Source organism: Specibacter sp. NPDC078709 (assembly GCF_040686795.1).
Taxonomy (GTDB): domain Bacteria; phylum Actinomycetota; class Actinomycetes; order Actinomycetales; family Micrococcaceae; genus Specibacter.
The window spans coordinates 248,618-271,201 of record NZ_JBFBLU010000005.1; the positions used below are offsets into that span (position 1 = coordinate 248,618).

The 22,584-nt window shown below is 60.3% G+C and carries 19 protein-coding genes; 5 read left to right on the plus strand and 14 right to left on the minus strand.

From position 1 onward, the window contains the following. Positions 1-76: 76 nt before the first annotated feature. The 9 genes from AB0P14_RS11615 to AB0P14_RS11655 form a co-directional block, all read right to left on the minus strand. Positions 77-778, minus strand: coding sequence for a Poxvirus protein I5 (locus tag AB0P14_RS11615; protein WP_363842042.1), 702 nt, complete (start codon positions 776-778; stop codon positions 77-79). A 2-nt stretch (positions 779-780) separates the two neighbouring features. After that, positions 781-1,704, minus strand: coding sequence for a carbohydrate ABC transporter permease (locus tag AB0P14_RS11620; protein ID WP_363842045.1), 924 nt, complete (start codon positions 1,702-1,704; stop codon positions 781-783). Next, positions 1,701-2,654 carry a sugar ABC transporter permease gene (locus AB0P14_RS11625; protein ID WP_363842048.1) on the minus strand — a complete coding sequence of 318 codons (954 nt, stop codon included), beginning with the start codon at positions 2,652-2,654 and terminating at the stop codon, positions 1,701-1,703. Before AB0P14_RS11625 ends, AB0P14_RS11620 begins: the two co-directional genes overlap by 4 nt. Positions 2,655-2,673: 19 nt before the next feature. Continuing rightward, positions 2,674-3,957 (minus strand): ABC transporter substrate-binding protein, encoded by a 1,284-nt coding sequence (locus tag AB0P14_RS11630; protein ID WP_363842051.1) that lies wholly within the window; start codon positions 3,955-3,957, stop codon positions 2,674-2,676. Between the two features lie 214 nt (positions 3,958-4,171). Further along, complete coding sequence (locus AB0P14_RS11635) at positions 4,172-5,098, minus strand: family 43 glycosylhydrolase (RefSeq protein ID WP_363842054.1); 927 nt, start codon at positions 5,096-5,098, stop codon at positions 4,172-4,174. Further along, positions 5,095-6,630: an alpha-N-arabinofuranosidase gene (locus AB0P14_RS11640; protein WP_363842057.1), complete on the minus strand. Its 1,536-nt coding sequence runs from the start codon at positions 6,628-6,630 to the stop codon at positions 5,095-5,097. The genes AB0P14_RS11635 and AB0P14_RS11640 overlap by 4 nt, the downstream gene beginning before the upstream one ends. A gap of 232 nt (positions 6,631-6,862) precedes the next feature. Continuing rightward, positions 6,863-8,203 (minus strand): NADP-specific glutamate dehydrogenase, encoded by a 1,341-nt coding sequence (gene gdhA, locus AB0P14_RS11645; protein ID WP_363842059.1) that lies wholly within the window; start codon positions 8,201-8,203, stop codon positions 6,863-6,865. A 230-nt stretch (positions 8,204-8,433) separates the two neighbouring features. Beyond that, positions 8,434-9,246 carry a metalloregulator ArsR/SmtB family transcription factor gene (locus AB0P14_RS11650; RefSeq protein ID WP_363842062.1) on the minus strand — a complete coding sequence of 271 codons (813 nt, stop codon included), beginning with the start codon at positions 9,244-9,246 and terminating at the stop codon, positions 8,434-8,436. A 78-nt stretch (positions 9,247-9,324) separates the two neighbouring features. After that, on the minus strand, positions 9,325-10,536 hold the full coding sequence (locus AB0P14_RS11655) for an acetoin utilization protein AcuC (RefSeq protein ID WP_363842065.1): 1,212 nt from the start codon (positions 10,534-10,536) through the stop codon (positions 9,325-9,327). Positions 10,537-10,692: 156 nt separating this feature from the next. On the opposite strand from AB0P14_RS11655, the gene AB0P14_RS11660 reads away from it, so the two are divergent. The 5 genes from AB0P14_RS11660 (at position 10,693) to AB0P14_RS11680 (ending at position 14,611) form a co-directional block, all read left to right on the plus strand. Next, the gene (locus AB0P14_RS11660) at positions 10,693-12,045 is read left to right on the plus strand and encodes a potassium transporter TrkG (RefSeq protein WP_363842186.1); all 1,353 of its coding nucleotides are present in this window, start codon (positions 10,693-10,695) and stop codon (positions 12,043-12,045) included. Positions 12,046-12,085: 40 nt separating this feature from the next. Continuing rightward, positions 12,086-12,724: a TrkA family potassium uptake protein gene (locus tag AB0P14_RS11665; protein ID WP_363842189.1), complete on the plus strand. Its 639-nt coding sequence runs from the start codon at positions 12,086-12,088 to the stop codon at positions 12,722-12,724. A 63-nt stretch (positions 12,725-12,787) separates the two neighbouring features. After that, on the plus strand, positions 12,788-13,285 hold the full coding sequence (locus AB0P14_RS11670) for a methylated-DNA--[protein]-cysteine S-methyltransferase (protein WP_363842068.1): 498 nt from the start codon (positions 12,788-12,790) through the stop codon (positions 13,283-13,285). Positions 13,286-13,310: 25 nt separating this feature from the next. Further along, on the plus strand, positions 13,311-13,997 hold the full coding sequence (locus AB0P14_RS11675) for an RNA polymerase sigma factor (protein WP_363842071.1): 687 nt from the start codon (positions 13,311-13,313) through the stop codon (positions 13,995-13,997). An 86-nt stretch (positions 13,998-14,083) separates the two neighbouring features. Then, complete coding sequence (locus AB0P14_RS11680) at positions 14,084-14,611, plus strand: methylated-DNA--[protein]-cysteine S-methyltransferase (RefSeq protein WP_363842192.1); 528 nt, start codon at positions 14,084-14,086, stop codon at positions 14,609-14,611. A gap of 151 nt (positions 14,612-14,762) precedes the next feature. On the opposite strand, the gene proC is transcribed toward AB0P14_RS11680, so the two are convergent. The 5 genes from proC to AB0P14_RS11705 all read right to left on the minus strand — a co-directional run bounded on the left by proC (position 14,763) and on the right by AB0P14_RS11705 (position 22,531). Beyond that, the gene (gene proC / locus AB0P14_RS11685) at positions 14,763-15,599 is read right to left on the minus strand and encodes a pyrroline-5-carboxylate reductase (RefSeq protein ID WP_363842074.1); all 837 of its coding nucleotides are present in this window, start codon (positions 15,597-15,599) and stop codon (positions 14,763-14,765) included. Between the two features lie 330 nt (positions 15,600-15,929). Continuing rightward, a complete protein-coding gene (locus AB0P14_RS11690) occupies positions 15,930-16,778 on the minus strand; it encodes a TIM barrel protein (protein ID WP_363842077.1) in 849 nt (282 codons plus the stop codon). A gap of 6 nt (positions 16,779-16,784) precedes the next feature. Next, a complete protein-coding gene (locus tag AB0P14_RS11695) occupies positions 16,785-17,771 on the minus strand; it encodes a Ppx/GppA family phosphatase (protein ID WP_363842080.1) in 987 nt (328 codons plus the stop codon). A gap of 123 nt (positions 17,772-17,894) precedes the next feature. After that, positions 17,895-20,672, minus strand: a complete 2,778-nt coding sequence (topA, locus tag AB0P14_RS11700; protein ID WP_363842082.1) for a type I DNA topoisomerase — start codon at positions 20,670-20,672, stop codon at positions 17,895-17,897. 203 nt (positions 20,673-20,875) lie between these two features. After that, the gene (locus AB0P14_RS11705) at positions 20,876-22,531 is read right to left on the minus strand and encodes a methyltransferase (protein ID WP_363842085.1); all 1,656 of its coding nucleotides are present in this window, start codon (positions 22,529-22,531) and stop codon (positions 20,876-20,878) included. Positions 22,532-22,584 lie beyond the last annotated feature (53 nt).

The following is a 22,584-nucleotide window of genomic DNA, read 5'->3' on the forward strand; positions in this document are numbered from 1 at the left end:
ACAAAGGCCGGTGGCTTTGCAGGAAATCCTGCAAAGCCACCGGCCTTTTGCTGTACTAGCTTGTTTGCTTGTTTCTCTAGTTCGCTACCGTTCGGTACCGAACACCAACAACGGCCAGTACCAGCGCACCGGGGACAATAAAGACCAGCGGCGGCAGCATCCAGACAAACGTCACAGCCATCGCCATGGCTGCCAGCAACAAGACCGAACCGGACACATCACCGGCCGCATCAACCTTGGCTTGAGCCCATGCACCGGACCAGACATCCTTGGCGGGCACGTCTGTAGCGGGTACGTCCTTGGTGCGCACGTCTTTGGAGCGCACCTGAGCAGCCTCCTGTTCAAACTGCCACAGGGCAGCTGTACGCAAGAGCACCACAGCCAACCCAGCAACGAGAGCCACCGTAGCAACGAGGACCGGAGTCCCGCCGGGAAGTTGCTCCGAACCAGCCAGCAAAGCATTGATGCCTGCCACCACGCCGGCCGCCAACGCAACCAGACCAAAGCGCCAGCTTCCGGGCAGGGCCGCCCGGAAGTCGGCCCAAAGTGAGGCCACACTGTCGCTACGGCCCGAGATATGGCGTTCCATATGAGCGGAACCCGCCGCGAAGGCTGCCGGGGCAGTCACCACGGGCAGCGCCAGTACAAACAAGCACACTCCTAGCAAAAGGGTCTCACTGAGGAGCGCGAACTTGTTCACTTTGGGCGCCGCCGTCGCGGCAAGCCTGGCGTTGCGTGCCTGCCGGGTTTCTTTGCCGGAACGGAGTGAGGAAGCCATCTCTAGCCCTTGAGTCCTTGCGTAGAAACACCTTCGACGATGTGGCGCTGGAAGATCAGGAAGAACAGCAGCACCGGAAGCAACGCCAAAACCGACATGGCGATCATGGCACCGTAATCGGAACTCTGCGTCTGGTCAACGAACAGGCGCAGGGCCAGTGGCAGCGGGTACTTGTCCGGGGTGTTCAAGTACAGCAACGGCCCCAGGAAATCGTTCCAACTCCAAATGAAGGCAAAGATAGAGGAGGTGATAATTGAAGGCTTCATCAGCGGAAGCATGATGCTGAAGAAGATCCGCACATGGCCGGCTCCGTCAATACGTGCAGCCTCATCCAGTTCCTTGGGCAAATTACGCATGAACTGGACCATCAAGAACACAAAGAATGCTTCCGCACCAAGGAACTTGCCCAGGAGCAGCGGCACAAAGGTATCCACCAATCCCAACTGCTGGAAGATGATGTACTGCGGGATGATGACCACGTGAAAGGGCAGCAACAAGGTCACGATCATCAGGGTGAAAAAGAGCTTCCGCCCCGGGAAATTGATACGCGTAAACGCATACGCCGTCACGGTTGAGGAAAACACCACCCCGACAACTGAGCCAACGGCCAAGAAGAGCGAGTTACCAAAGAACTGCAGCGTGCTAACCCCGCCAATGCCGTCCATGGCTTTAGCGAAGTTTTTGAAGCTGAAGTTGCTCGACCAGATTGCAGCGTTGCCGACAATCTCACTGCTGGGCTTGAAGGCTGAGGCCACCATCCACGCTGCGGGGTAAAGCACCACCGCGATGAGGATCAGTGACACTGCATGGAAAATCAGTGTCTTGATGCTGCGGCCAAAAAGGGTCCGGGACTTCGGTGAACGGAGCACCGGGTCACCAGTGCCACCACCAATAGTCTCATCGGGTTTGATGGAAGTGATTGTCATTTTTCATCCCCGCTGTAGTGGACCCAGTTGTCGGAGGTCTTGAAGAAGATCAAAGTGATAATACCGATCACGATCAGCAGCAACCAGGCCATCGCCGAGGCGTAGCCCATTCGATAGTCCCCAAAACCACGCAGGTACAGGTAGAGCGTGTAGAACATGGTGGACCCTGCGGGGCCGCCTGCACCATTGGAAATGATGAAAGCAGACGCGAAGATCTGGAACGCGTGGATGGTCTCCATCAACAGGTTGAAGAAGATCACCGGGGAGAGCATGGGCAAGGTGATACTGGTGAATTTCTTCAACCAGCCCGCGCCGTCCATCTCGGCGGCCTCGTAAAGCTCTGCCGGGACCTGCTTCAGGCCTGCCAGGAAAATGATCATCGGGGCACCAAACTGCCAGACCGTCAGCAGGATCATCATGGGCATGGTCATGTTGGGGTTACCCACCCAGCCACCGATCCCAATTCCGAAGAACTGCAGGAACTGATCCACCGGACCGGCGTCACCAAACATGGCTTTCCACACGATAGCGATGGAGACGCTCGCTCCGATGAGTGAGGGAACGTAGAACGCTGAGCGGTAGAACCCCTGGCCGCGACGCTTGCTGTTGAGCAGCATGGCAATAGCCAAAGCGGCGAGCAGCTTCGTTGGCGTACCGAAGACAACGTAGGTCAGCGTGACCTTCACAGACTGGATGAATCGATCGTCCTGGAAAAGGTCCGTGTAATTCTCAAGACCGATCCACTTCGGTGCTTCAAACAAGTTGTAATTGGTGAATGAGAGGTACAGAGAATAAATCATCGGACCCGCAGTCAGAACAATGAAGCCCAACAGCCAAGGAAGGAGGAAGGTGTAACCGGTGAGGGCCTCAGCCCTCCGCTGCTTGGACTTTTTAGTCGGCAGCGGAGGACCGGACTTGGCGCGCCGGGAGAGAGCTGGTGTTCGCGTCACAATGCCTTGCTTTCGTTAACTACGCGTTTTGCTTAATAACGTCTTCAGCCGAGATGAACCACTGCTCCACAGCCTTATCCACGTCGACCTTGCCGAAGTTCAGCTCTTCCTGAATACGCAGGAACTCGGACTCCAGAGTACCGAAACCAACGATGGGCGGCTCGGGTGCATCGCTGAGGTACTTGGAGATCGACTCCTCGTAGGCCACCACCTGGGCATCGACACCCTCAAAGGTGGTACCTTCACGCTGGGTCTTGGACGCCGGTACGCCACGGGTGGTTTTGAAGATGTCGCCCACCTCGGGTGCGTTAACCATGAAGTCAATGAACTTCGTCGCTGCTGCGGCATTCTTGGTCTTGGCACTTGCCACCATCAACATGGCCGGCTTAAGGAAAAGACCCAGGTTGTCAGGATCATCGGAGGGTACAGCAACCATTTTCAGTTCCGTAGCGCCGGAGTCTCCCAGGTAACCGCCCATGAAGTTATCCCACGTAGGCTCCGAGACCGTCTTGTTGGCGCCAAAGGGCGACTTGGGCAGCAGCTGGGTCACCTGATCGGGCGAAATAAGTGCAGGGGTGCCGCGCAGTTCCGAGACGGATCCCCACCAGTTCTTCAAGTCAGCCTTGGTGAAGCCCAACTTTCCGTCAGCGGTGAAGGCCTCGATCTTGTTCTGGCGAAGCCAGATGTTGAACTGCCACCAGACACCGGTGTAATCGGAAGAACCGTAGTACTTGCCAGCGCTGGCCTGACCGGCATCCTGCAAGAACTTCTTGTATTCCGTGTAGCTCCAGACACCTGTCGGTTCGGCCACGCCAATTTCTTTAAGCTTGGCCGGATCGTAGTAAATGGCGAAAGCATTGGTTCCGGTGGGGACCGCGAACTGCTTGTCGCTGACCTTGCCGGAGGGGAGCAAGGTCTGCTCGAAACCGGAGAGGTCTACACCGGCCGCACCCAAGTCCAACAGCTGGTTGCGCTGTGCGTAGTCACGCAAGTAGGAAAGGTCCCACTGCATGACGTCCGGTAAGCCGCCGCCAGCTGCTTCGGTGGAGCGCTTCTGCCAGTAGCCGGCCCAGTCAGTGAAGGTGCCTACAACCTTGATGGTGGGGTTCTGCTCGTTGAACAGGGCAATGGCCTTATTCGTACGCTCAGCGCGGTCCTCGTTGCCCCACCAGGTGTAGTTGATGACGGTGGGCTCCTCGACTGTGCCAGCGCCGGAATCACCGGAGTTGCCACAGGCACTCAGCAATGCCGTTGCTGCCACGCCGGTGGTAATGGCGGTAATAAAATTCCTTCTGCTGATCATGAGAGCTCCTTCGCCCGTAGATTTGCGCGGAGCCGCCGTGGCCGCCGCAACTTTCATTTCCGCCGTGGTATTCACAACCGGATACGTGATTCAAATAACACTTCTGAAACGATACAATATCGTCCAGAAGCTTTCTTGGCAAGCGCATTCCCACTACCTCGAAAGTTATTTTTAATTCTTGGCTTTGCGCGCCCCGCGCAGCTTTGCCGCGCGGTCAGCCGTCTGCTCCGTGAGTGAGCTCGTCGGCGCCCAGTGGCAGACACAGCGGCTCTGCGGATGGTACCACTTGTTCCAGCAGCCCATCGGCGCCGTGATGCAAGCGATCAAAGCACAACTCGCGGTGATATCCATTGCCCCTTGGAATGGCGAAGCGGTGGTAAGCCACCACCCAATGGTCCGTGCCGGGCACCACGGCGATGGAGTGATGGCCGGTGCCCACGATGCCGCGCTCAGCGACCTTGCTCAGGAGCACGCCCCGATGCTCCCACGGGCCCAACGGAGCCGAGCTCGTGGCATAGTGCACCCGGTAGTTCTCGCTCCTCGTATCATCCACCGACCATGAAGCGTAGTAGATGTCCCCGCGCCGGTGCACCCACACGGCTTCACGGAATTCTTCCGGCACCCAGGACACCACCTCCGCTGGGTCAAAGGACACCATGTCCGGAGCCAGCCGCACTCCGTGGGCCACACCATTGCCCCAGAACAGATAACTGGTGCCGTCCTTGTCGGCGAAGATGGCAGGGTCTATCGTCACGCCGTCGAACTCGCCATCAACCACAAGAGGCTGACCACAGTCCACATAGGGGCCGGTGGCGGCACCCGCCACAGCCACCCCGATGGTGCCCCTGTCCGCCGTGAAGTACAGGTAGTGCTTGCCGTTGGCCTGTGCATAGGCTGGCGCCCAGGCATACCCTGAGGCCCACTGCGCGTCACGCACGTCGAAGGCAACCCCATGGTCCTCCCACGAGAGCAGGTCGGTGGACGTGAACGCCCTAAAACCAGTGGAGCTCCATTCCGGAGATCCGTCCGTGGTGGCAAAGAGCAGATAGCGCCCATCAACCACGGCGATCGTGGGATCGGCAAAGTAGCCCGGGATGGGTGAGGGCAACTCCGTTTTCACAGCCGCTAGTGCATCGCTCACTTCTTCGCCACGGAAAGTTCGACGACGGCCCACGACAGAGCTGGAAGCGTCAGCGTGAGTTGGTCCCCGGCTGCCGCCACGCCGTCGAGGGGGCGCATGCCCACCTGGCGGGGCAGCTCTAGCGTGTTTTTGGCGAAGCGGTCCAGCCCCGAGGGGACGTGAAGCACCTCCGCTTTGGTGACTTCTCCGGCGTCGAACCCGCCTAGGCGCACCTGCACCTGAGCCGCCTCCTCCAGCCCACGGTTAGCCAAGAACAGCGCCATTTTCCCAGATTCTTCGTCCCAAGTGATGCTGGCATCGACCAGATCGGCGGCACCAAAGCGGGACGTTTCTACGGTGTCGGAAAGAATTTCGGTGCGCATGACCTGACCCTTGGCGAGCGAGGCCATGAGGGCAAACGGGTGGAAGATGGTTTGCCGCCAGGCCGGGCCATTCGGCTCCGCCAGGATGGGCGCAATGACATTGACCAGCTGGGCTTGGTTGGCGATTTTCACCCGATCGCTATGGCGCAGCAAGGAGTTCAGAAGCGTGCCGACAACCACCGCATCGGTCACGTTGTATTTGTCCTCAATGACCCGTGGATGCTGCTGCCAGGGCTGCGTGGCGAGGTACTCAGGGCTGTCGGGATCACCCGGGCGGCTGTACCAAACGTTCCACTCATCAAAGGATAAGTTGATGTGTTTTTTGTGCCGCCCCTTGGCCCGTACGGCATCGGCAGTGGCAACCACCGCTTCGATAAAGTGATCCATATCGACGGCGCTGGCGAGAAAACTCTCGGCATCCCCTTCCTGCTCCTGATAGTAAGCATGAAGGGAAAGGTAGTCCACTTCCTCATATGTATGGGTCAGGACCGTCCGTTCCCACTCCCCAAAGGTCGGCATGCCGGAGTTGGAGCTGCCACAGGCGACCAATTCAAGGGTGGGGTCCACCAGGCGCATGGCCTTGGCGGCTTCTTGTGCGAGGCGGCCGTATTCGTGGGCGGTCTTGTGCCCAATCTGCCAGGGCCCGTCCATCTCGTTACCCAAGCACCACAGCTTGATGTCGAAGGGCTCCTTGTGACCGTTCTTCGCCCGGAGATCTGACCAGTAGGTGCCACCCGGATGATTGGCGTATTCCACGATCTCGCGGGCAGCCTCGACACCGCGGGTACCCAAATTGATGGCTTCCATAATCTCGGTGCCGGCTTTTTTGGACCAGTCGACGAACTCGTGCAGACCAAATGCGTTGTTTTCCACCGTGTGCCACGCCCCGTCGAGACGACGGGGCCGGTCCGCAACCGGACCAATGCCGTCCTCCCAGTTATATCCGGAGACAAAGTTCCCGCCCGGGTACCGGATGACCGTTGCACCAAGTTCCTGGGTCAGCGCAAGCACGTCCTTGCGGAAACCCTGTTCGTCGGCTTCCGGATGACCGGGTTCATAAATACCCGTATAAACGCACCGGCCCATGTGTTCCACAAAAGAACCAAAGAGACGGCGCGGAACTTCGGAGATGGTGAAATCGCGATCAATACTGATCCGTGCACGGGACATGGCAGTTCGCTCCTTGGCATTCAGCTTGAAGGCGCAGGTGCATACCGCACGTGCTGCGCATCACCTATTGTGAGCGCTAACAAACATCATGTCAAGGAAAAAGACATATTTTTGAATCCTTTCACCTTTATTGCCCCTTGAGTCCCGAAAAGGCAAATGACCCGCAAGAGAACTGCCAGGAAAGATAATTCCTTGGCAGTTCTCTACGGGTCATCGCTGAAGCAAATGGGTCCTAGATCAGGCCCTGCGCGAGCATGGCGTCGGCCACCTTCACGAAGCCGGCAATATTGGCGCCAACCACGTAGTTGCCCGGGGACCCATAAGTATCTGCGGTCTCAGCACAACGGTCATGAATGCCAATCATGATCTTGTGCAGGCGCTCTTCGGTGTGCTCGAAGGTCCAAGCGTCACGGCTAGCATTCTGCTGCATTTCCAGGGCAGAAGTAGCCACGCCACCGGCGTTGGCTGCCTTGCCCGGAGCGAACAGGATGCCCGCTTCCTGGAAGACAGCAATGGCACCGCTCGTGGATGGCATGTTGGCGCCTTCGGCGAGGGCGAGGAGGCCGTTCTTCACCATGCGGGTTGCCGCTTCGGTGTTGATTTCATTCTGCGTTGCGCACGGCAGGGCCACAGCGGCGTTGACGTCCCAGACGGAGCCGCCCTCAACGTAGCTGACGGAAGAGCCGCGGCGAACAGCGTATTCCTTCAGGCGGCCGCGCTCCTTTTCCTTGATCTGACGCAGCAGCGAAACGTCAATGCCGTTCTCGTCCACGATGTAGCCGGAGGAATCAGAACAAGCAACGACCTTGGCGCCATACTGCTGGGCCTTGGCGATGGCGAACGTGGCAACGTTTCCGGAACCGGAAACGATCACGCGCTGGCCGTCGAGGCTGGTGCCGCGGGTCTTGAGCATTTCCTGGGTGAACATGACGGTGCCGAAGCCAGTAGCCTCGGGACGCACCAGCGATCCACCCCAACCGATGCCCTTACCGGTCAGAACGCCTGACTCGTAGCGGTTGGTGATGCGCTTGTACTGGCCGAAGAGGTAGCCGATTTCGCGGCCGCCAACACCAATGTCACCCGCAGGGACGTCGGTGTATTCGCCGATGTGGCGGTACAGCTCGGTCATGAAGCTCTGGCAGAAACGCATTACTTCGGCGTCGGACTTGCCGCGGGGATCAAAGTCGGATCCACCCTTGCCGCCACCGATGGGCATGCCGGTCAGTGCATTCTTGAAGATCTGCTCGAAGCCAAGGAACTTCACGATGCCCAAGTACACGGACGGGTGGAAACGCAGGCCACCCTTGTACGGGCCTAGCGCCGAGTTGAATTCAACACGGAAACCACGGTTGATCTGTACGCGGCCGGCATCGTCCATCCACGGCACACGGAAGATGATCTGACGCTCGGGTTCGCACAAGCGCTGAAGCACGGCGGCATCAACAAATTCTGGATGCTTATCCAAAACGGGGCCAAGGCTTTCAAAAACTTCCAAAACAGCCTGGTGAAATTCTTTTTCCCCGGGGTTACGGGCTAAAACTTGCTCCCGGATGGCTTCGAGCCTGGTATCCATGAGTCTCCTGAAAAGGGTGAGGCACCGTCACGCGGCGCATAAATATGCTCAGTGGCAATTTTCCAGTCACGACGCCAGATAGGCTAATTCTTCTCACGATTCAAGCACTTATGCATGATCTTGCGCATTTAGTGGAAGCAAAATGGAGACGTCGTGCTCTGCTGGCCCGTCGCTGGCTCATCCGGTTCCGCCGGCAGTGCTAGCTCCCGTACTTCTGTCTCCCGTGACGCTTAGTTCTTGCGACGCTTGAAGGTGGGCAGTGCCGGCAGGTTGGAAAGCAAGTCAGCGGCCCTATTGGCCAAACGGCCGGCGTTGCCCACGCTGCGGCTGAACTGTCCGGGAGTGCCGCCGTCGTTCTCATTCGCTTGCACAACGCCGGACTGCACACTGCCAAACGGCACAACGGCTGCCGTTCCGTTTGAAGCTGCCCGAGGAGTCGCTGCCGCCGCGGAGACGGCTGGGGCCCGGTCAGTTTTAGACTGTGCCACCGCGGACGGCGCCTCCGGAGACTGCTCGGGCTGATGAGAAGCAGCCACCGTGGCAGCAACCTTTTCGGGAACTGGCTGGGCGGGTGCTGGCTGGGCGGGCGTAGCTTGCGACGGAGTTTCCTGCTCCGGTGCCGGGGGCGCAACCACAGGGGGTGCAACCACAGGGGGTGCAACCGCAGGACGCGGCTTCGCCGACACTGCTGTCACTGCTGTCACCACTGTCACTACTTCGGAGCTGTCGGCAGTCGCAGCACCGTCGGCGCCATTTCCCTCGGCCGCGGCGGTGGCGACCACACCGGCACCCAAGGTTTCCAACCACGTGGACACCAAAGCAAGCGGCTCAGTGTTGATCCCGTAGTAGCGCTTCTGACCCTGAGCACGCATGGTCACCACACCAGCTTCACGCAGGACCCGCAAATGCTTGGAAACAGTGGGCTGAGAGACACCCAGTTCATCGACCAGTTGCCCCACCGACTTGCTTTCTTGCGCCAGCGCTTCCAAAAGATCTCGGCGGGTGCTTTCGGCGATCACCGCAAAGACTTTTTCAACAACCATTCCACTACCCTAACGACATATGCCCAATCCGGCATCCTGAGCACCCCAACATGGCACGGTAGAACCCAAAACTAGCCCTCAGTCGAACCAGGGATCCAAGCCATACAGCGGGAACACGGACTTCCGGGTGGCCATGACGGTCCGATCCAGCGCATCCGAGGGGTTGTAACCCACTTCCCACGAACGCCACCACGTGTCCGCATCCTCGCTCATGAGCAGCGGCGCCACCATCCCGTACTTTTCCGCGACATAGCTACGCCACGATTCCGGAACTGCGGTACGCAGCGGCACCGGCCGTCCTGCAACGATCGCCATGAGGTGGCTCCACACCCGCGGCACCACGCTGACAATGTTGTATCCGCCGCCGCCGGTGGCAATCCACCGCCCCCCACACACCTTGTCCGCGAGTGCCGCAATGCTCAGCGCCGCCTCCCGCTGCCCATCCACACTGGTATTCAGATGCGTCAGCTCATCGTCCCGGTGTGAGTCACAGCCGTGCTGGCTGACGATCACCTCGGGGGCAAAGGCTTCTACGAGTTGAGGCACGACGGCGTGGAAGGCTCGCAGCCAACCGGCATCTGAGGTGCCAGCTGGCAAGGCGACGTTGACAACGGAGCCTATCGCTTCGGGCCCGCCTAGATCGTTGGCGAATCCCGTGCCCGGAAACAGCGTCATCCCCGATTCGTGCAGGGAAATGGTCAGGACGCGTGGATCGTCCCAAAATATTTTCTCGGTGCCATCGCCGTGGTGGGCATCAATGTCAATGTAGGCCACCTTGGAAACACCTGAATCCAGCAGTTTCTGGATGGACACAGCAGCATCGTTGTAGATGCAGAAGCCGCTCGCCTTCCCGGCAAAGGCGTGGTGCATGCCGCCACCAAAGTTCACTGCCCGCGGAACGGCTCCGCTGATGATGGCGTTCGCGGCTACCAAGGACCCACCGGCCAGCCGCGCGCTGGCCTCGTGAATGCCAGCAAAGACAGGATCGTCTTCGGTGCCAAGTCCGCGTTCGGGGTCGGTGAGTGTGGGGTCATCGCCTACCCGGCGCACCGCTGCAATGTAGTCACGCGTGTGTACCGTGGCCAAATCGTCGTCCGACGCTATGTAGGACTCCACCACATCCACCTGCGGGAGATCGAAGATTCCCAACTCCCGTGCGAGCGTTGCGGTGAGGTCCAGGCGCTTGGGCGACATGGGATGATTGGGGCCAAAATTGTACGCGGACATGGCCGCATCGCAGACTATGCTTGTCGGGACGGCCGTTGGCCCTGAGCTGGCGAATGATGACATCCATCACAGGCTACCGAAGTCCGGGCACAAATGCCGTATCCGCGACTTTTGCGCATTACTGGTTTCTTGGCAGGATTTCACGGCAGGAGGGGAAGCACCGCGTTGACTGCTAGAACTGCGCTCCCCCAGAAACAGCCCCGCTGGCCGCTAAAAGTAGTGGTCAGCGTTCGCGACTTCGTGGACGGGGTGGCCAATAGCTCCCCGGCCAGGTTGGCATTGATTGTCTTTGCCCTCGTCATCTTCGCCTTCACTTTGACGCTCTGCCTGCCGGTGGCTGCCCGCGATGGCCAAGCCACAGCGTTCCACGATGCCCTCTTCACCGCCGTCTCCGCGGTCTGCGTGACGGGTTTGACCACGGTCTCCACAGCCTTGCACTGGTCCTTCTTTGGCCAGCTGGTCATCTTGATCGGCATCTTTGTTGGCGGTTTGGGTATTTTGACGCTGGCGTCCTTGATGTCGCTCATGGTCAGCAAGCGACTGGGCGTCCGTGGAAAGTTGATCGCTCAGGAAGCCATGAACGCCGGCCGTTTGGGTGAGGTGGGTACGCTGCTGCGCATTGTCATCAGCACCTCGGTGGCCATTGAAGTCATCTTGTTCCTGGCACTTGCGCCACGGTTTCTGATTCTGGGCGAATCCCTCCCCCAATCCATTTGGCATGCAGCGTTCTACTCCATCTCCTCCTTCAACAACGCCGGCTTCACACCCCACTCCGACGGCGTAGTCCCCTACGAAGCAGATCTGTGGATACTGACACCGCTCATGATCGGCGGCTTTATCGGCAGCCTGGGCTTCCCCGTCCTGATGGTCCTGTTGGCCACCGGCTTCCGCTTCAAGAAATGGACGCTGCACGCCAAGCTCACCATTCAGGTCTCCCTGATGCTGCTCGTGGCAGGAACCATCTTGTGGGGCGCCATGGAATGGGCCAACCCGAACACCATTGGTGAGATGAATGTTGGCGACAAAATCACGCACGCCCTATTTGCCTCCGTCATGACCCGCTCCTTGGGTTTCAACTTGGTGGACATGAACTCCATGAATTCCTCCACCATGCTGCTCACGGACGCTTTGATGTTCGTGGGTGGCGGCTCCGCATCCACCGCCGGCGGCATCAAAGTCACCACCCTGGCCGTGATGTTCCTAGCCATTGTGGCCGAGGCCCGCGGCGACAACGACGTAAAAATCTACGGCCGCACCATCCCGCAAGGCACCATGCGCGTAGCCATTTCCGTGATCATGATGGGCGCCACGCTGGTGATGATCGCTTGTGGGCTGCTGCTGGCCATCTCGGGCCAAAGCCTGGACCGGGTGCTCTTTGAAACCATCTCGGCCTTTGCCACGGTGGGTCTGAGCACGGGGCTCAGCGCCGAGCTCCCGCCGTCGGGCGTGTATATTTTGTGCGCCATGATGTTCTTTGGTCGCATCGGTTCCATCACGCTGGCCGCCGCCTTGGCCCTGCGCCAACGCCGCCAGCTGTTCCACTACCCGGAAGAAAGGCCCATCATTGGCTGAGAAAATTGACTCCAGCAACCGCCCGCCGCACAATGCGCCCGTGCTGGTCATTGGGCTGGGCCGCTTCGGTGCCGCCACGGCGCATCAGCTGGTTAAGCAGGGCCGGGAGGTGCTCGCCATTGAGCGCGACCCCGCCTTGGTGCAGAAGTGGGCCGGGGTGCTCACCCACGTCGTCGAGGCCGACGCCACTAACATTGACGCGCTGCGCCAGCTCGGGGCACAGGACTTTAGCTCCGCCGTCGTGGGTGTGGGAACGTCCATTGAATCCAGTGTGCTGATCACGGTGAATCTGGTGGATTTGGGCATTGCGCACCTGTGGGTCAAGGCGATCACGCAGTCGCACGGCAAGATCCTCACCCGCATTGGCGCCAATCACGTCATCTATCCTGAGGCCGACGCCGGTGTCCGGGCCGCGCACCTGGTGGGTGGACGCATGCTGGACTTTATCGAGTTTGATGATGATTTTGCGATCGTGAAAATGTACCCGCCGAAGGAGACCCAGGGGTTCACGCTGGAGGAATCCAAGGTCCGCTCCAAGTACGGGGTGACGGTGGTGGGCGTGAAGTCCCCGGGCGAGGATTTCACGTATGCACAGCCGCACACGCGCGTTTCCAGCCGCGACATGCTCATTGTTTCCGGCGATGTTGAGTTGCTGGAGCGCTTCGCCTCGCGGCCCTGAGACTCACATTTTTGGCCTACGGAACGTCTACTGGGCAGGAGGTACTTTTAGATGATCAGGCACATGGTTTTTGATTCCCCGCTGGGGCTCTTGACGGCAGTAGAGCACGACGCCGGACTCGCGGCTGTGTACATGGCGGAGCATAAGCGCCGCCCGGCGTTGGAGACGTTTGGGGAAGCAGTTGCTCCGGCAGCCTCCCGGGTTCTTGATGCCACGGCGGAACAACTCGGTGAATATTTTTCTGGCGTGCGCCACAGTTTTTCCCTGCCGCTGGCACCGGTTGGCAGCGACTTCCAGCACCGGGTCTGGGCTGCTCTGCGGGAGATTCCTTATGGCGAGCTGCGTAGCTACGGAGAGTTGGCGGCGATGCTGGGTGATCCGTCGATGGCGCAGGCCGTGGGTTCTGCCAACGGCCGTAATCCGATCAGTATCGTGGTGCCGTGTCACCGGGTGGTGGGATCGGACGGTTCACTGACCGGTTATGCCGGTGGCCTGGAACGCAAGCAGTTCCTGCTGGAGCTGGAGAATCCATCCCGGACGCACACGGAGGCGCTGTTCTGATGTGCCGCCTCGAGGTGGACTTGCTGTGACGGCCAGATCGACCGGGACCGGCCCTAAGGCTGGCGGCTCGGGAGCTGGCAGCTCGGGGACCGGCGGCTCCGGATCCCGCGGCACGGGATCTCTCGCCACAGGATCTATCGGCGCGGGATCCTTGCCGCCTTTTGAGGAGCTCGTGGGGCGGCACGGGGCGGTGGTCCTGCGTGTTTGCCGTGCCCTGGTGGGCCCAGTGGACGCTGATGATGTGTGGCAAGAGACGTTCTTGGCCGCCCTGCGTGTTTACCCATCCACGGGAGATGTCAGTAACAGGCAAGCGTGGCTGGTGACGATCGCCCGGAACAAGGCCATCGACCATCACCGTAAAGCACAGCGGCTGCCAGTGCCGGACGGAGGCGCGGCCGCATCGGCACTCTCCGGAGTCCCTGACGGCGGCGCACGCGCTGACGCGCGAGACGCTAGGGGGATGGGGCTGGGCGGAGGGGACGACGTCGTACGAGCCGTTGAGGCTGGCGAAACAGCTGCTCTTGTGTGGGCGGCGCTGGCTGCATTGCCGCCCAGACAGCGTGAAGCCGTGGCATACCACCATTTGGGCGGGCTGCGCCATGCCGAGGTGGCTGCTATTTTAGGCAATTCCGAGGCGGCTGCGCGCCGGGCCGCCTCCGACGGGATGAAGGCTTTACGGGCGCTTTTGAGTCAGGGAAGGGCTGATTTTTGATGAATGAAAGCAAAGTTGATGCAGTGTTTGCCTCTGTGGCAGGGATCGAGGGCGCGCAATTGTTGAATCTGGCCACCCGGTTCAGGATGGCTGCCGCCGTTGAAGGACTGGTAGATGTGGCGTACCGGGTGGTTGATTCACCTGTGGGGCCGTTGCTCCTGGCCGGGACCAAGGCCGGACTGGTACGCGTGGCCTTCGCCGTTGAGGGGCACGATGCCGTACTAGCACAGCTTGCCACGGCCATTAGTCCGCGGGTGCTACTGTCCCCAGCGCTGTTGGAGTCCGCCGCCAGGGAACTGGGCGAGTATTTTGAGGGACGCCGGAGACAGTTCGAGCTGCCTCTGGATTTCCGTCTGTCGCACGGATTCAGGCGTGAGGTGTTGGGCCATCTGCCAGAGATCGGCTATGGTCACACGGCTAGCTATGCGGCGGTGGCAGCCCTGACCTCCAGCCCACGGGCGGTGCGGGCTGTGGGCACGGCGTGCGCCCGCAACCCGCTGCCGCTGGTGGTCCCATGCCACCGCGTGGTCCGCTCCGACGGCAGTCAGGGCGCGTATCTGGGTGGCCCGGAGGCAAAGTCGCTGCTCCTAGCGCTAGAAGCAGCGGCCGCCTGAGGCCCCTCCCCACCGCTACGCCGCACGCGACGAACGCCATCGCAGCAATTACCGTTTTTTCACGGACGCTATCGCAGCAAAAGCCATGTTTTTACGGACGCTAGCGCAGCAATGACCGTTTCTATGCGAACGCTGGCGCAACCTACGTGAGTTAGTTGCTGCCTAGCTCTTGGGTGATTTGGGCGGCCCGGGCGGCGGCGGCCCGGGCGCCGGCCTCAATGATCCCGGGCAAACCTAGACGGTCGAACGTGGCAATGGCCTGCTCCGTAGTGCCGTTAGGACTGGTGACTGCTCGGCGCATCTGAGTGGCGGTGGCACCGGGTTCTGCCAACATGATGCCAGCCCCGGCCACCGTTTCACGGGCCAAGATCTGGGCGATCTCTGAATCCATGCCAAAGCTTTCAGCGGCTGCTGCCATCGCTTCAGCCAAGTAAAAAGCGTAGGCCGGGCCGGAACCGCTAATGGCCGACACAGCGTTTTGCTGCTCCTCGGGAATATCAAGGACCACCCCGGAGCCAGCAAAGACCTCATGGGCTGCCGAGAGATGGTGTTCGTCAACGCTACTGCCACCAGAAAGTGCCACTACGCCACGACCCACCTGCAACGGCGTGTTGGGCATGGAGCGAACCACGGGCTGTCCCGGCTTCAAGGCGCCCTCCAGCTGAGAAAGGGACACGGCTGCTGCCACACTGATGACCACGGTTTCAGATTCCAACGCCCCGGCAATCTCCCGGCAGAGATCGAGCGTGCCAACGGGTTTGACTCCCAGAATGACCACGGAGGCACCCACGACGGCCTGAGAATTGGCGTCAGCTTCTTCTTGGGAGGCCAGAGCGGTGACGCCGTGGCGGGTAGCCAACTCATTAGCCCGCTCGGGGCGACGGACCGTAACCACCACGGAAAGTGGTGGGACACCGGTGGCCAACAATCCTGCAAGAATCGCTTCACCCATGGAACCGCAACCCAGAAATACAATCTTTTTCATCATGTCCCCATCTTTCTTGGCCGTGGCAGCGCATGCAACTGCAACCGGTTTACAGCACTTAATGGCAAACGCACAGCTGGCGCCCCGGCTATTCTCAACCGCGGCCCGTAGTCTCTTAATTACCTCATAAGGGTGCGAGTGATGATCGGACTGGTCCTGTCCTGAAGGCCAGTCAAATCGCCGGAGATCTCGCCAGTGATTCCCCCCATCCACTGGTGCAGAACCTCCGGCGATTTCGCATTTAACGCCCGAATCTTGGGACTAAATTAGGCGACAGTACGCGACAGCTCCCGGCACCCTAGCAACCCCAGCGGCACCGGCACTGACAGCTAGCTATGGCGCTGTCTGTCCCAGATGCACCCTGGCAAATTCGAGAGTTTCGGCCAACCATTCCTCACGCTGCCCAGCCCCCTTGGCCTTGCGGGTGGAGATCTCGGCGACCACTGCGCCGTCGAACCCGTTGTTGGCAATGTGCTGGAGCACCTCAACGCATTCCTGTGTGCCGTGGCCGGGGATCAGGTGCTGGTCCTTGGTGGAGGGCGAAATACCGTCGGTCAGGTGGATGTGGCGCAAGCGCGATCCGAGTGCCTTGGCGGCGTCCAAGCTGGAAGCCCCGGCGGACGCTGCGTGCGAGAAGTCCCACGTGACATCTTTGTAGTCCTGAGTTACTGGATCCCAGTGCGGCAAATAGGCCAACGCCTCACGCCCGCGGACTCTCCACGGGTACATATTTTCAACCGCAATACGAATCCCAAAGGCGTCGGCAACGTCTCGCACACCATGAGCAAAAGTTTCGGCATAGTCGTTCTGCCAGCGGAACGGCGGGTGCACCACCACCACGTCAGCACCTACATCCACCGCCATCTGCGCCGAGCGCTGGATCTTGTTCCACGCGCTGCCCCACACTTGTTGCGTCAGCAGCAATGTGGGCGCGTGAATGGCCACGATGGGCTGGTCATAGCGCTCGGCAAGGCGGTTCAGGGCCGTGGAATCCTGACTGTCGCCGTTGTGCGTAACCAGAACCTCGACGCCGTCGTAGCCCAGGTCCGCCGCCACCGCAAAACCGTCATGGACAGAGAGCGGAAAGACCGATGCCGTGGAAAGTGCCACGGGAATATGGCGCGCGGGACCAGGCGTAGATTCGGAATCCTGGCCGTGGTTGTGCCTGCTGTGATCGCTCATGTCCACCTACTTTGTGTCCGAATTTCTCAGCTTAGCAACATGAGCGGGCGGATCCAGCGGTCCGTCAAAAATCAGCTGGTCAAGACGCCGCAGAATCAGCCCTTCACGCAGCGCCCAAGGACTGATCTGCATACTCGTCACCTTGAACATTTCCAGCGCGGACTGCGCCACGAGAGCCCCGGCCAGCACCTGCTGAGCCCTCGCTGCCGAAACACCGGGCAGGTGCAGTCTGTCCGCGGAGGACATGGCCGATAACCGCTGGGACCAGAGCCCGAGATCACTCAGGTGCAACTCGCGGCGCACATAGGGCCCCAAGGACGACGGCGCAGCTCCAGTAATACGTGCCAGCGCCCGGAATGTTTTGGAAGAGCCTGTGACGAGGTGTGGCGCCCCGAGTTCCTTAGTCGCCGCGATAGGGTCCTTTAGGGTCGACTTGATGTGTTTGCGGAGTTCCTTGATGCTCTTGGCTGTGGGCGGGTCCTCCGCCAGCCATTCACGGGTGAGCCGGCCGGCACCCAGCGGCACGGAATGTGCCAAGTCCGGAAGCTCGTTGGAGCCCTGTGAGATTTCAAAGGACCCCCCGCCGATGTCCAGGTTCAGGATGGACCCGGCACCCCAGCCGTGCCAACGACGCACAGCAAAGAACGTCATCGCAGACTCTTCCTCACCGGTAAGTTCGGTCAGCCTGATAGTAGTTTCATGCTGCACCCGGTCTAGTACTTGCGCACCGTTGGTGGATTCTCTGATGGCGGAAGTACAAAACGCTAGGAGGTCCTTGGCCTTATGTTTAGCGGCAAATTCCCAAGCCTCAAGGATGAACTCAATGAGCTCATGTTGACCCTCATCGGTGATGTTTCCCTCTGCATCCAAATATTTCACAAGGCTCAGAGCCCGTTTATGGGAGGCAAAAGGAACAGGATTGGCGCCCGGGCGCGCATCAACAAGCAGCAAGTGGACAGTATTGGACCCGATGTCGAGCACGCCTAATCTCATAGCCCCATTATTGTCCTCCCACCTCCAAAACATGCGAAAGGCCACCCGGTAGCGGAGCAACATTTGCGTTGTTTCGCTATCGGGTGACCTTCGCGGCTGTCACTTTGCTACTTCTTCGGCGGGCTACTTTTTGGCAGCTGCCTTCTTGGCGGCCGGCTTTTTGGCTGCCGGCTTCTTCGCGGCAGTCTTGGTGGTCCGTTTGACCGGACCGCGGGCACGCTTGTCAGCCAAGAGCTCGATGGCGCTCTCGCGGGTGAGATCCTCAATATCGGTCCCTCGCGGCACCGTAATGTTGGTGATTCCATCCGTGATGTACGGACCGAAGCGGCCTTCCTTGACCACAATCTTCTTCTCAGAAACGGGGTCGTCACCGAACTCCGCCAAAGGCGCCACTGCGGCACGGGCACCGCGCTGCTTCGGCTGAGAGTAGATCTCCAGCGCCTGCTCCAACGTGATCGTGAAGATTTCTTCTTCCGTTCCAATGGAACGTGAATCAGAGCCCTTCTTCAAGTACGGACCAAAGCGGCCATTCTGCACCGTGATCTCGTTGCCTTCGGCGTCAGCGCCCAGCACGCGGGGCAAGCTCATGATCCCCAGAGCTTCTTCCAGCGTGACAGAATCCACGCTCATAGACTTGAAGATTGAACCTGTCCGAGGCTTGACCTTGACGGGCTTCTTCGGCGGCTTCGGCTTGCCGTTTTTGTAATACTCAATGGGCTGGTTGGCGATTTCTTCAGCCGTCATCTCCGGAATAACTTCGGTGACATACGGGCCGTATCGGCCATTCTTGGCCACCACCGTGCGTCCCGATTCAGGGTCGACGCCGAGCACGCGTTCCTCCGGTGCTGCCGTCTCCATGAGCTCTTGAGCCTTGGCAGGGGTCAGCTCATCCGGAGCCAGATCCTCGGGAACATTGGCGCGGGCCGCTTCAATGATCTCCCCGGTCTTGGCATCCAGAGTTGGAACGGTGCTTTCCAAGTACGGACCAAACTTGCCCACGCGCAGCACCAAGGTGTCGGTGATGGGCATCGAGTTGATGTCCCTAGCGTCAATGTCGCCAAGGTTGTTCACGATGTCCTGCAGGCCGCGGTTACCGTCGCCACCGAAGTAGAAGTGCTTGAGCCAGTCGGAGCCTTCCTCCTGGCCGTTGGCGATCCTATCCAGGCCCTTCTCCATGCCGGCTGTGAACTCGTAGTCCACGTAGTCGGTGAAGTGCAGTTCCAGCAGGCGCACTACGGAGAACGCAATCCAGCTCGGCACCAGAGCTGAGCCCTGTTTGCTGACGTAACCGCGGTCCATAATGGTGGACAAGGTGGAGGCGTAGGTGGACGGGCGGCCAATGCCGCGCTCTTCCATTTCCTTCGTCAACGAGGCTTCCGTAAAGCGCGGCGGCGGCGAAGTGTCGTGGCCGTTGGCCTGAACTTCGGCAGCGGTCAAAGCATCATTTTCCTTGACGTTGGGCAGGCGGCGATCCGAATCATCGGAATCGTTGCGTGACTCGTCGCGGCCTTCTTCGTAGGCGGCCAAGAAACCCCGGAAGGTGATGACAGTACCGGAGGCTGAGAACTCAGCGTCCTGTCCGTCAGCGACGCCGCCAATAGCCTTGGCACCCAACTTGATGGTCGCCGTCGAGCCCTTGGCATCTGCCATCTGGGAGGCGACTGTACGCTTCCAGATCAGCTCGTACAGTTTGAATTCGTCCTTACCCAAGGCACTGGCGACCTGGGCAGGGGTGCGGAAGGAGTCACCGGCGGGGCGGATGGCCTCGTGGGCTTCCTGCGCGTTGGCGCTCTTGCTTGCGTAAACGCGCTTTGCCGCAGGCACGAACTCGGCGCCGTACAGCTCCGAGGCCTGGCGGCGGGCGGCGTTGACGGCTTCATCACTCAAGGAGGATGAATCGGTACGCATATAGGTGATGTAACCGTTTTCGTACAGGCGCTGGGCGGTCTGCATGGTGGATTTGGAGGAGAAGCGCAGCTTGCGGCCGGCCTCCTGCTGCAGGGTCGACGTCGTAAACGGCGCGGCCGGGCGGCGGGTGTAGGGCTTGTGCTCCACTGAGCGGACGGCAAAGCTGACGTCTTGCAGGGCGGTAGCGAGGGCCTTGGCGGCAACCTTATCCAGGTGGGCCACGTTCTTACCTGTCAGCTGGCCCTGATCGTTGAAGTCGCGACCAGAGGCCACGCGCTTGCCATCAACGGCGGCAAGTTTGGCGCTGAAGGATTCACCTGTGTCGGTGGTGCTGAACGTGCCAGCCAGATCCCAGTAGTTGGCCGAACGGAACGCCATCCGCTCACGCTCACGCTCCACCACCATGCGGGTCACCACGGACTGAACACGGCCGGCAGACAGCTTGGGCGCGACCTTGCGCCACAGCACCGGAGAGAGCTCGTAGCCGAACAGTCGGTCCACCACGCGGCGGGTTTCCTGCGCATCGACCAGATCAGTATCCAGTTCGCGCAAGTTACCCAAAGCGCGCTGCAGGGACTCCTTGGTAATTTCTGCAAAAGTCATACGGTGCACGGGCACCTTGGGCTTGAGCACCTCGAGCAGGTGCCACGCGATGGCTTCGCCTTCGCGATCCCCATCAGTTGCGAGGTAAAGTTCGTCGGCGTCCTTGAGCTGCGCCTTGAGCTCCGCCACCTTCTTCTTCTTGTCGGAAGAGACCACGTAGTACGGCTTGAAGTTGTTCTCAAGATCGACGGCGAACTTGCCAATCGAGGACTTCTTCAGCTCCGCAGGCAGCTCGGAAGGCTGCGGCAGGTCACGGATGTGCCCAATGGAGGCTTCGACCACGAAACCTTCGCCGAGGTACTTGGCAATGGTCTTGCTTTTGGCAGGGGACTCGACAATGACGAGCTTTTTGCCGGTCTTGGGCTTGCTAGCTGCTGCCTTGGTGGGCACGGTACTCCTACAGGGAATGAAAGGTGGACGAACGGCGTCCCCAAGAGCCTAGTTCACCATATTTTTACCGCGAAAGCGTATTGCTTGGGAAACCGAGTGCGGAAAACCGCCCCTTTTTTGGGCTGTTCGTGGCCAAGCTCATTCGTTTTCGCACGGTATGTGAAGTTCGACGGCGGTCAGCTGGCACTACCGCTGGGGCCCCGTCACTGAGCGGGAATCAGGAAGCCGTCACGCACCAAATTACGGACTTCGCCGGCGAGAGATTCGGCGAAGTCTGAATCGTCTCTTTCTAACAACACAGCCAAGGCGCCGATGATCTGCCCGGCGGTCAGCTCGCCGTCGCACGCGGAAACAAAGCCAGCCAACTCGGTGCTCAAAAGGTTGGTGCGGCGCAGCCCAGCACCCTGGCGCAACAAGATCACTCCGGGATGTTCAGCCCCAGGCGTCTGGTGGCGTTCCTCGGTGACGTCGGAGGCCACCAGCAAGTACTCAAAAGTAAGATCAGGGTGTTTTTTGAGCCAGAGCACCCGGTCAACGGTGCTGGCCAGATGCGGGCCCACGGGCTGTTCAATGGGGTAGAGGATCTCCTCGAAGCGCGGCGCTTCAACCGTTTCGCCGTCTGCGGGGCGGCGCAGGAAGATGTAGCCAAAGCCAATTCCGGCCACGTTCCGTGAAGCAAAGTCCAGCAAATACTCCTCATAAGCACTGGCATAGGCGGCGGAATCCCGGCCCTGCGAGGCGTCCTGCAGCCAGGTTTCGGCATAACCGCCAGGAGATACCTGCTCGCGCTGGATGAACCACGCCTCGATGTCCGGGGCCAGCCACTGAGCCGGACGAGCATGCCACGGCTCTGCTGTGTCGGCCTGATTTGAGTCGGTGTGGTCTGCGCCTGCACCTGTTACTACGCGGGTGACCTCCCAGTTCCCGAGCATCTGCGCCGTGCCACCCGAGTTCAACACGTCCGGCAAGCCGCGGACCAGCGATTCCACAATGGCGTCGCCAGCCATGCCGCCGTCACGGTAAGTGAACTGCTCGCTGCTCTCCTCGCCTCGATGCCGGGGCGTGATGACGAAGGGCGGGTTGGAGACCACAAGATCGAAGCGCTCCCCCGCAACAGGCTCGAGCAAGCTGCCAAGACGGAGCGAAACTCGGGCATCCGGGTTAGCCGGGTCAAAATCAGCGGCTCCAAGGTTCAGCGCCGGAGCGTTCAGCACCAAGTTGAATCGAGTGAAGGCCAGCGCGCGTTCGGAAATGTCCGTGGCCACCACACGTTCGGCGTGGTGCAAGAGATGGAAAAGCTGGATGCCGCAGCCGGTGCCAAGGTCCAGCGCTTTGCGGACCGGCCGGCGGATGGTGCCCTGGGCCAGCGTCAGCGAAGCTTGGCCGATGCCCAACACGTGATCCTTGCGCAGCACGCCGGGGCGCTGGTGAGCGCCGAGATCACTGGCCACCCACAAATTGGTGTCCTGACCACCCTCTTGGGCTGCGGGCCAGCCGTAGGGTCGGAGGTCGACGGCGGCGCGCACCACGCCGGGCTGTTCCGCCGCTTCGATGATGCCCAGCTCTACGAGTGCCTCGATGTTAACGGTGGGCAGCGCCGCGGCCAGCATCTCCTCGGGGATCGGCTGCGAGAGTAACCATAGCTTCACCACGGTGGCCAGCGGATCAGTGTTGGCCCGCAGCAGCAGTGCGGCAGGAACCATCTGGTCCCGGTCCAGCGCACGGTTGGCGTCATCGCCCAGGAGCTCCGCAACGCCGTCGACCGTGTAGTTCATGGCGCTAAGATCGGCGGCCAAAGTGGCTAGAAGCCCGGGGTTGTCGCTACGTGGGGCGTCCGGGACGGTGGCGAAATCAGTCATGCCTCAAGCCTAACGAGTCCTGACACGCCAAGCGTGCGTTCGTCCCACGCTGG

Excerpts from the sequence above, each read along its gene's own strand:
- AB0P14_RS11615 (WP_363842042.1), bottom strand. The coding sequence starts at position 778 with ATGGCTTCCTCACTCCGTTCCGGCAAAGAAACCCGGCAGGCACGCAAC.
- AB0P14_RS11620 (WP_363842045.1), bottom strand. The coding sequence starts at position 1,704 with ATGACAATCACTTCCATCAAACCCGATGAGACTATTGGTGGTGGCACT.
- AB0P14_RS11630 (WP_363842051.1), bottom strand. The coding sequence starts at position 3,957 with ATGATCAGCAGAAGGAATTTTATTACCGCCATTACCACCGGCGTGGCA.
- AB0P14_RS11640 (WP_363842057.1), bottom strand. The coding sequence starts at position 6,630 with ATGTCCCGTGCACGGATCAGTATTGATCGCGATTTCACCATCTCCGAA.
- gdhA (WP_363842059.1), bottom strand. The coding sequence starts at position 8,203 with ATGGATACCAGGCTCGAAGCCATCCGGGAGCAAGTTTTAGCCCGTAAC.
- AB0P14_RS11650 (WP_363842062.1), bottom strand. The coding sequence starts at position 9,246 with ATGGTTGTTGAAAAAGTCTTTGCGGTGATCGCCGAAAGCACCCGCCGA.
- AB0P14_RS11655 (WP_363842065.1), bottom strand. The coding sequence starts at position 10,536 with ATGTCATCATTCGCCAGCTCAGGGCCAACGGCCGTCCCGACAAGCATA.
- AB0P14_RS11670 (WP_363842068.1), top strand. The coding sequence starts at position 12,788 with ATGGTTTTTGATTCCCCGCTGGGGCTCTTGACGGCAGTAGAGCACGAC.
- AB0P14_RS11680 (WP_363842192.1), top strand. The coding sequence starts at position 14,084 with ATGGCTGCCGCCGTTGAAGGACTGGTAGATGTGGCGTACCGGGTGGTT.
- proC (WP_363842074.1), bottom strand. The coding sequence starts at position 15,599 with ATGATGAAAAAGATTGTATTTCTGGGTTGCGGTTCCATGGGTGAAGCG.
- AB0P14_RS11690 (WP_363842077.1), bottom strand. The coding sequence starts at position 16,778 with ATGAGCGATCACAGCAGGCACAACCACGGCCAGGATTCCGAATCTACG.
- AB0P14_RS11695 (WP_363842080.1), bottom strand. The coding sequence starts at position 17,771 with ATGAGATTAGGCGTGCTCGACATCGGGTCCAATACTGTCCACTTGCTG.
- AB0P14_RS11705 (WP_363842085.1), bottom strand. The coding sequence starts at position 22,531 with ATGACTGATTTCGCCACCGTCCCGGACGCCCCACGTAGCGACAACCCC.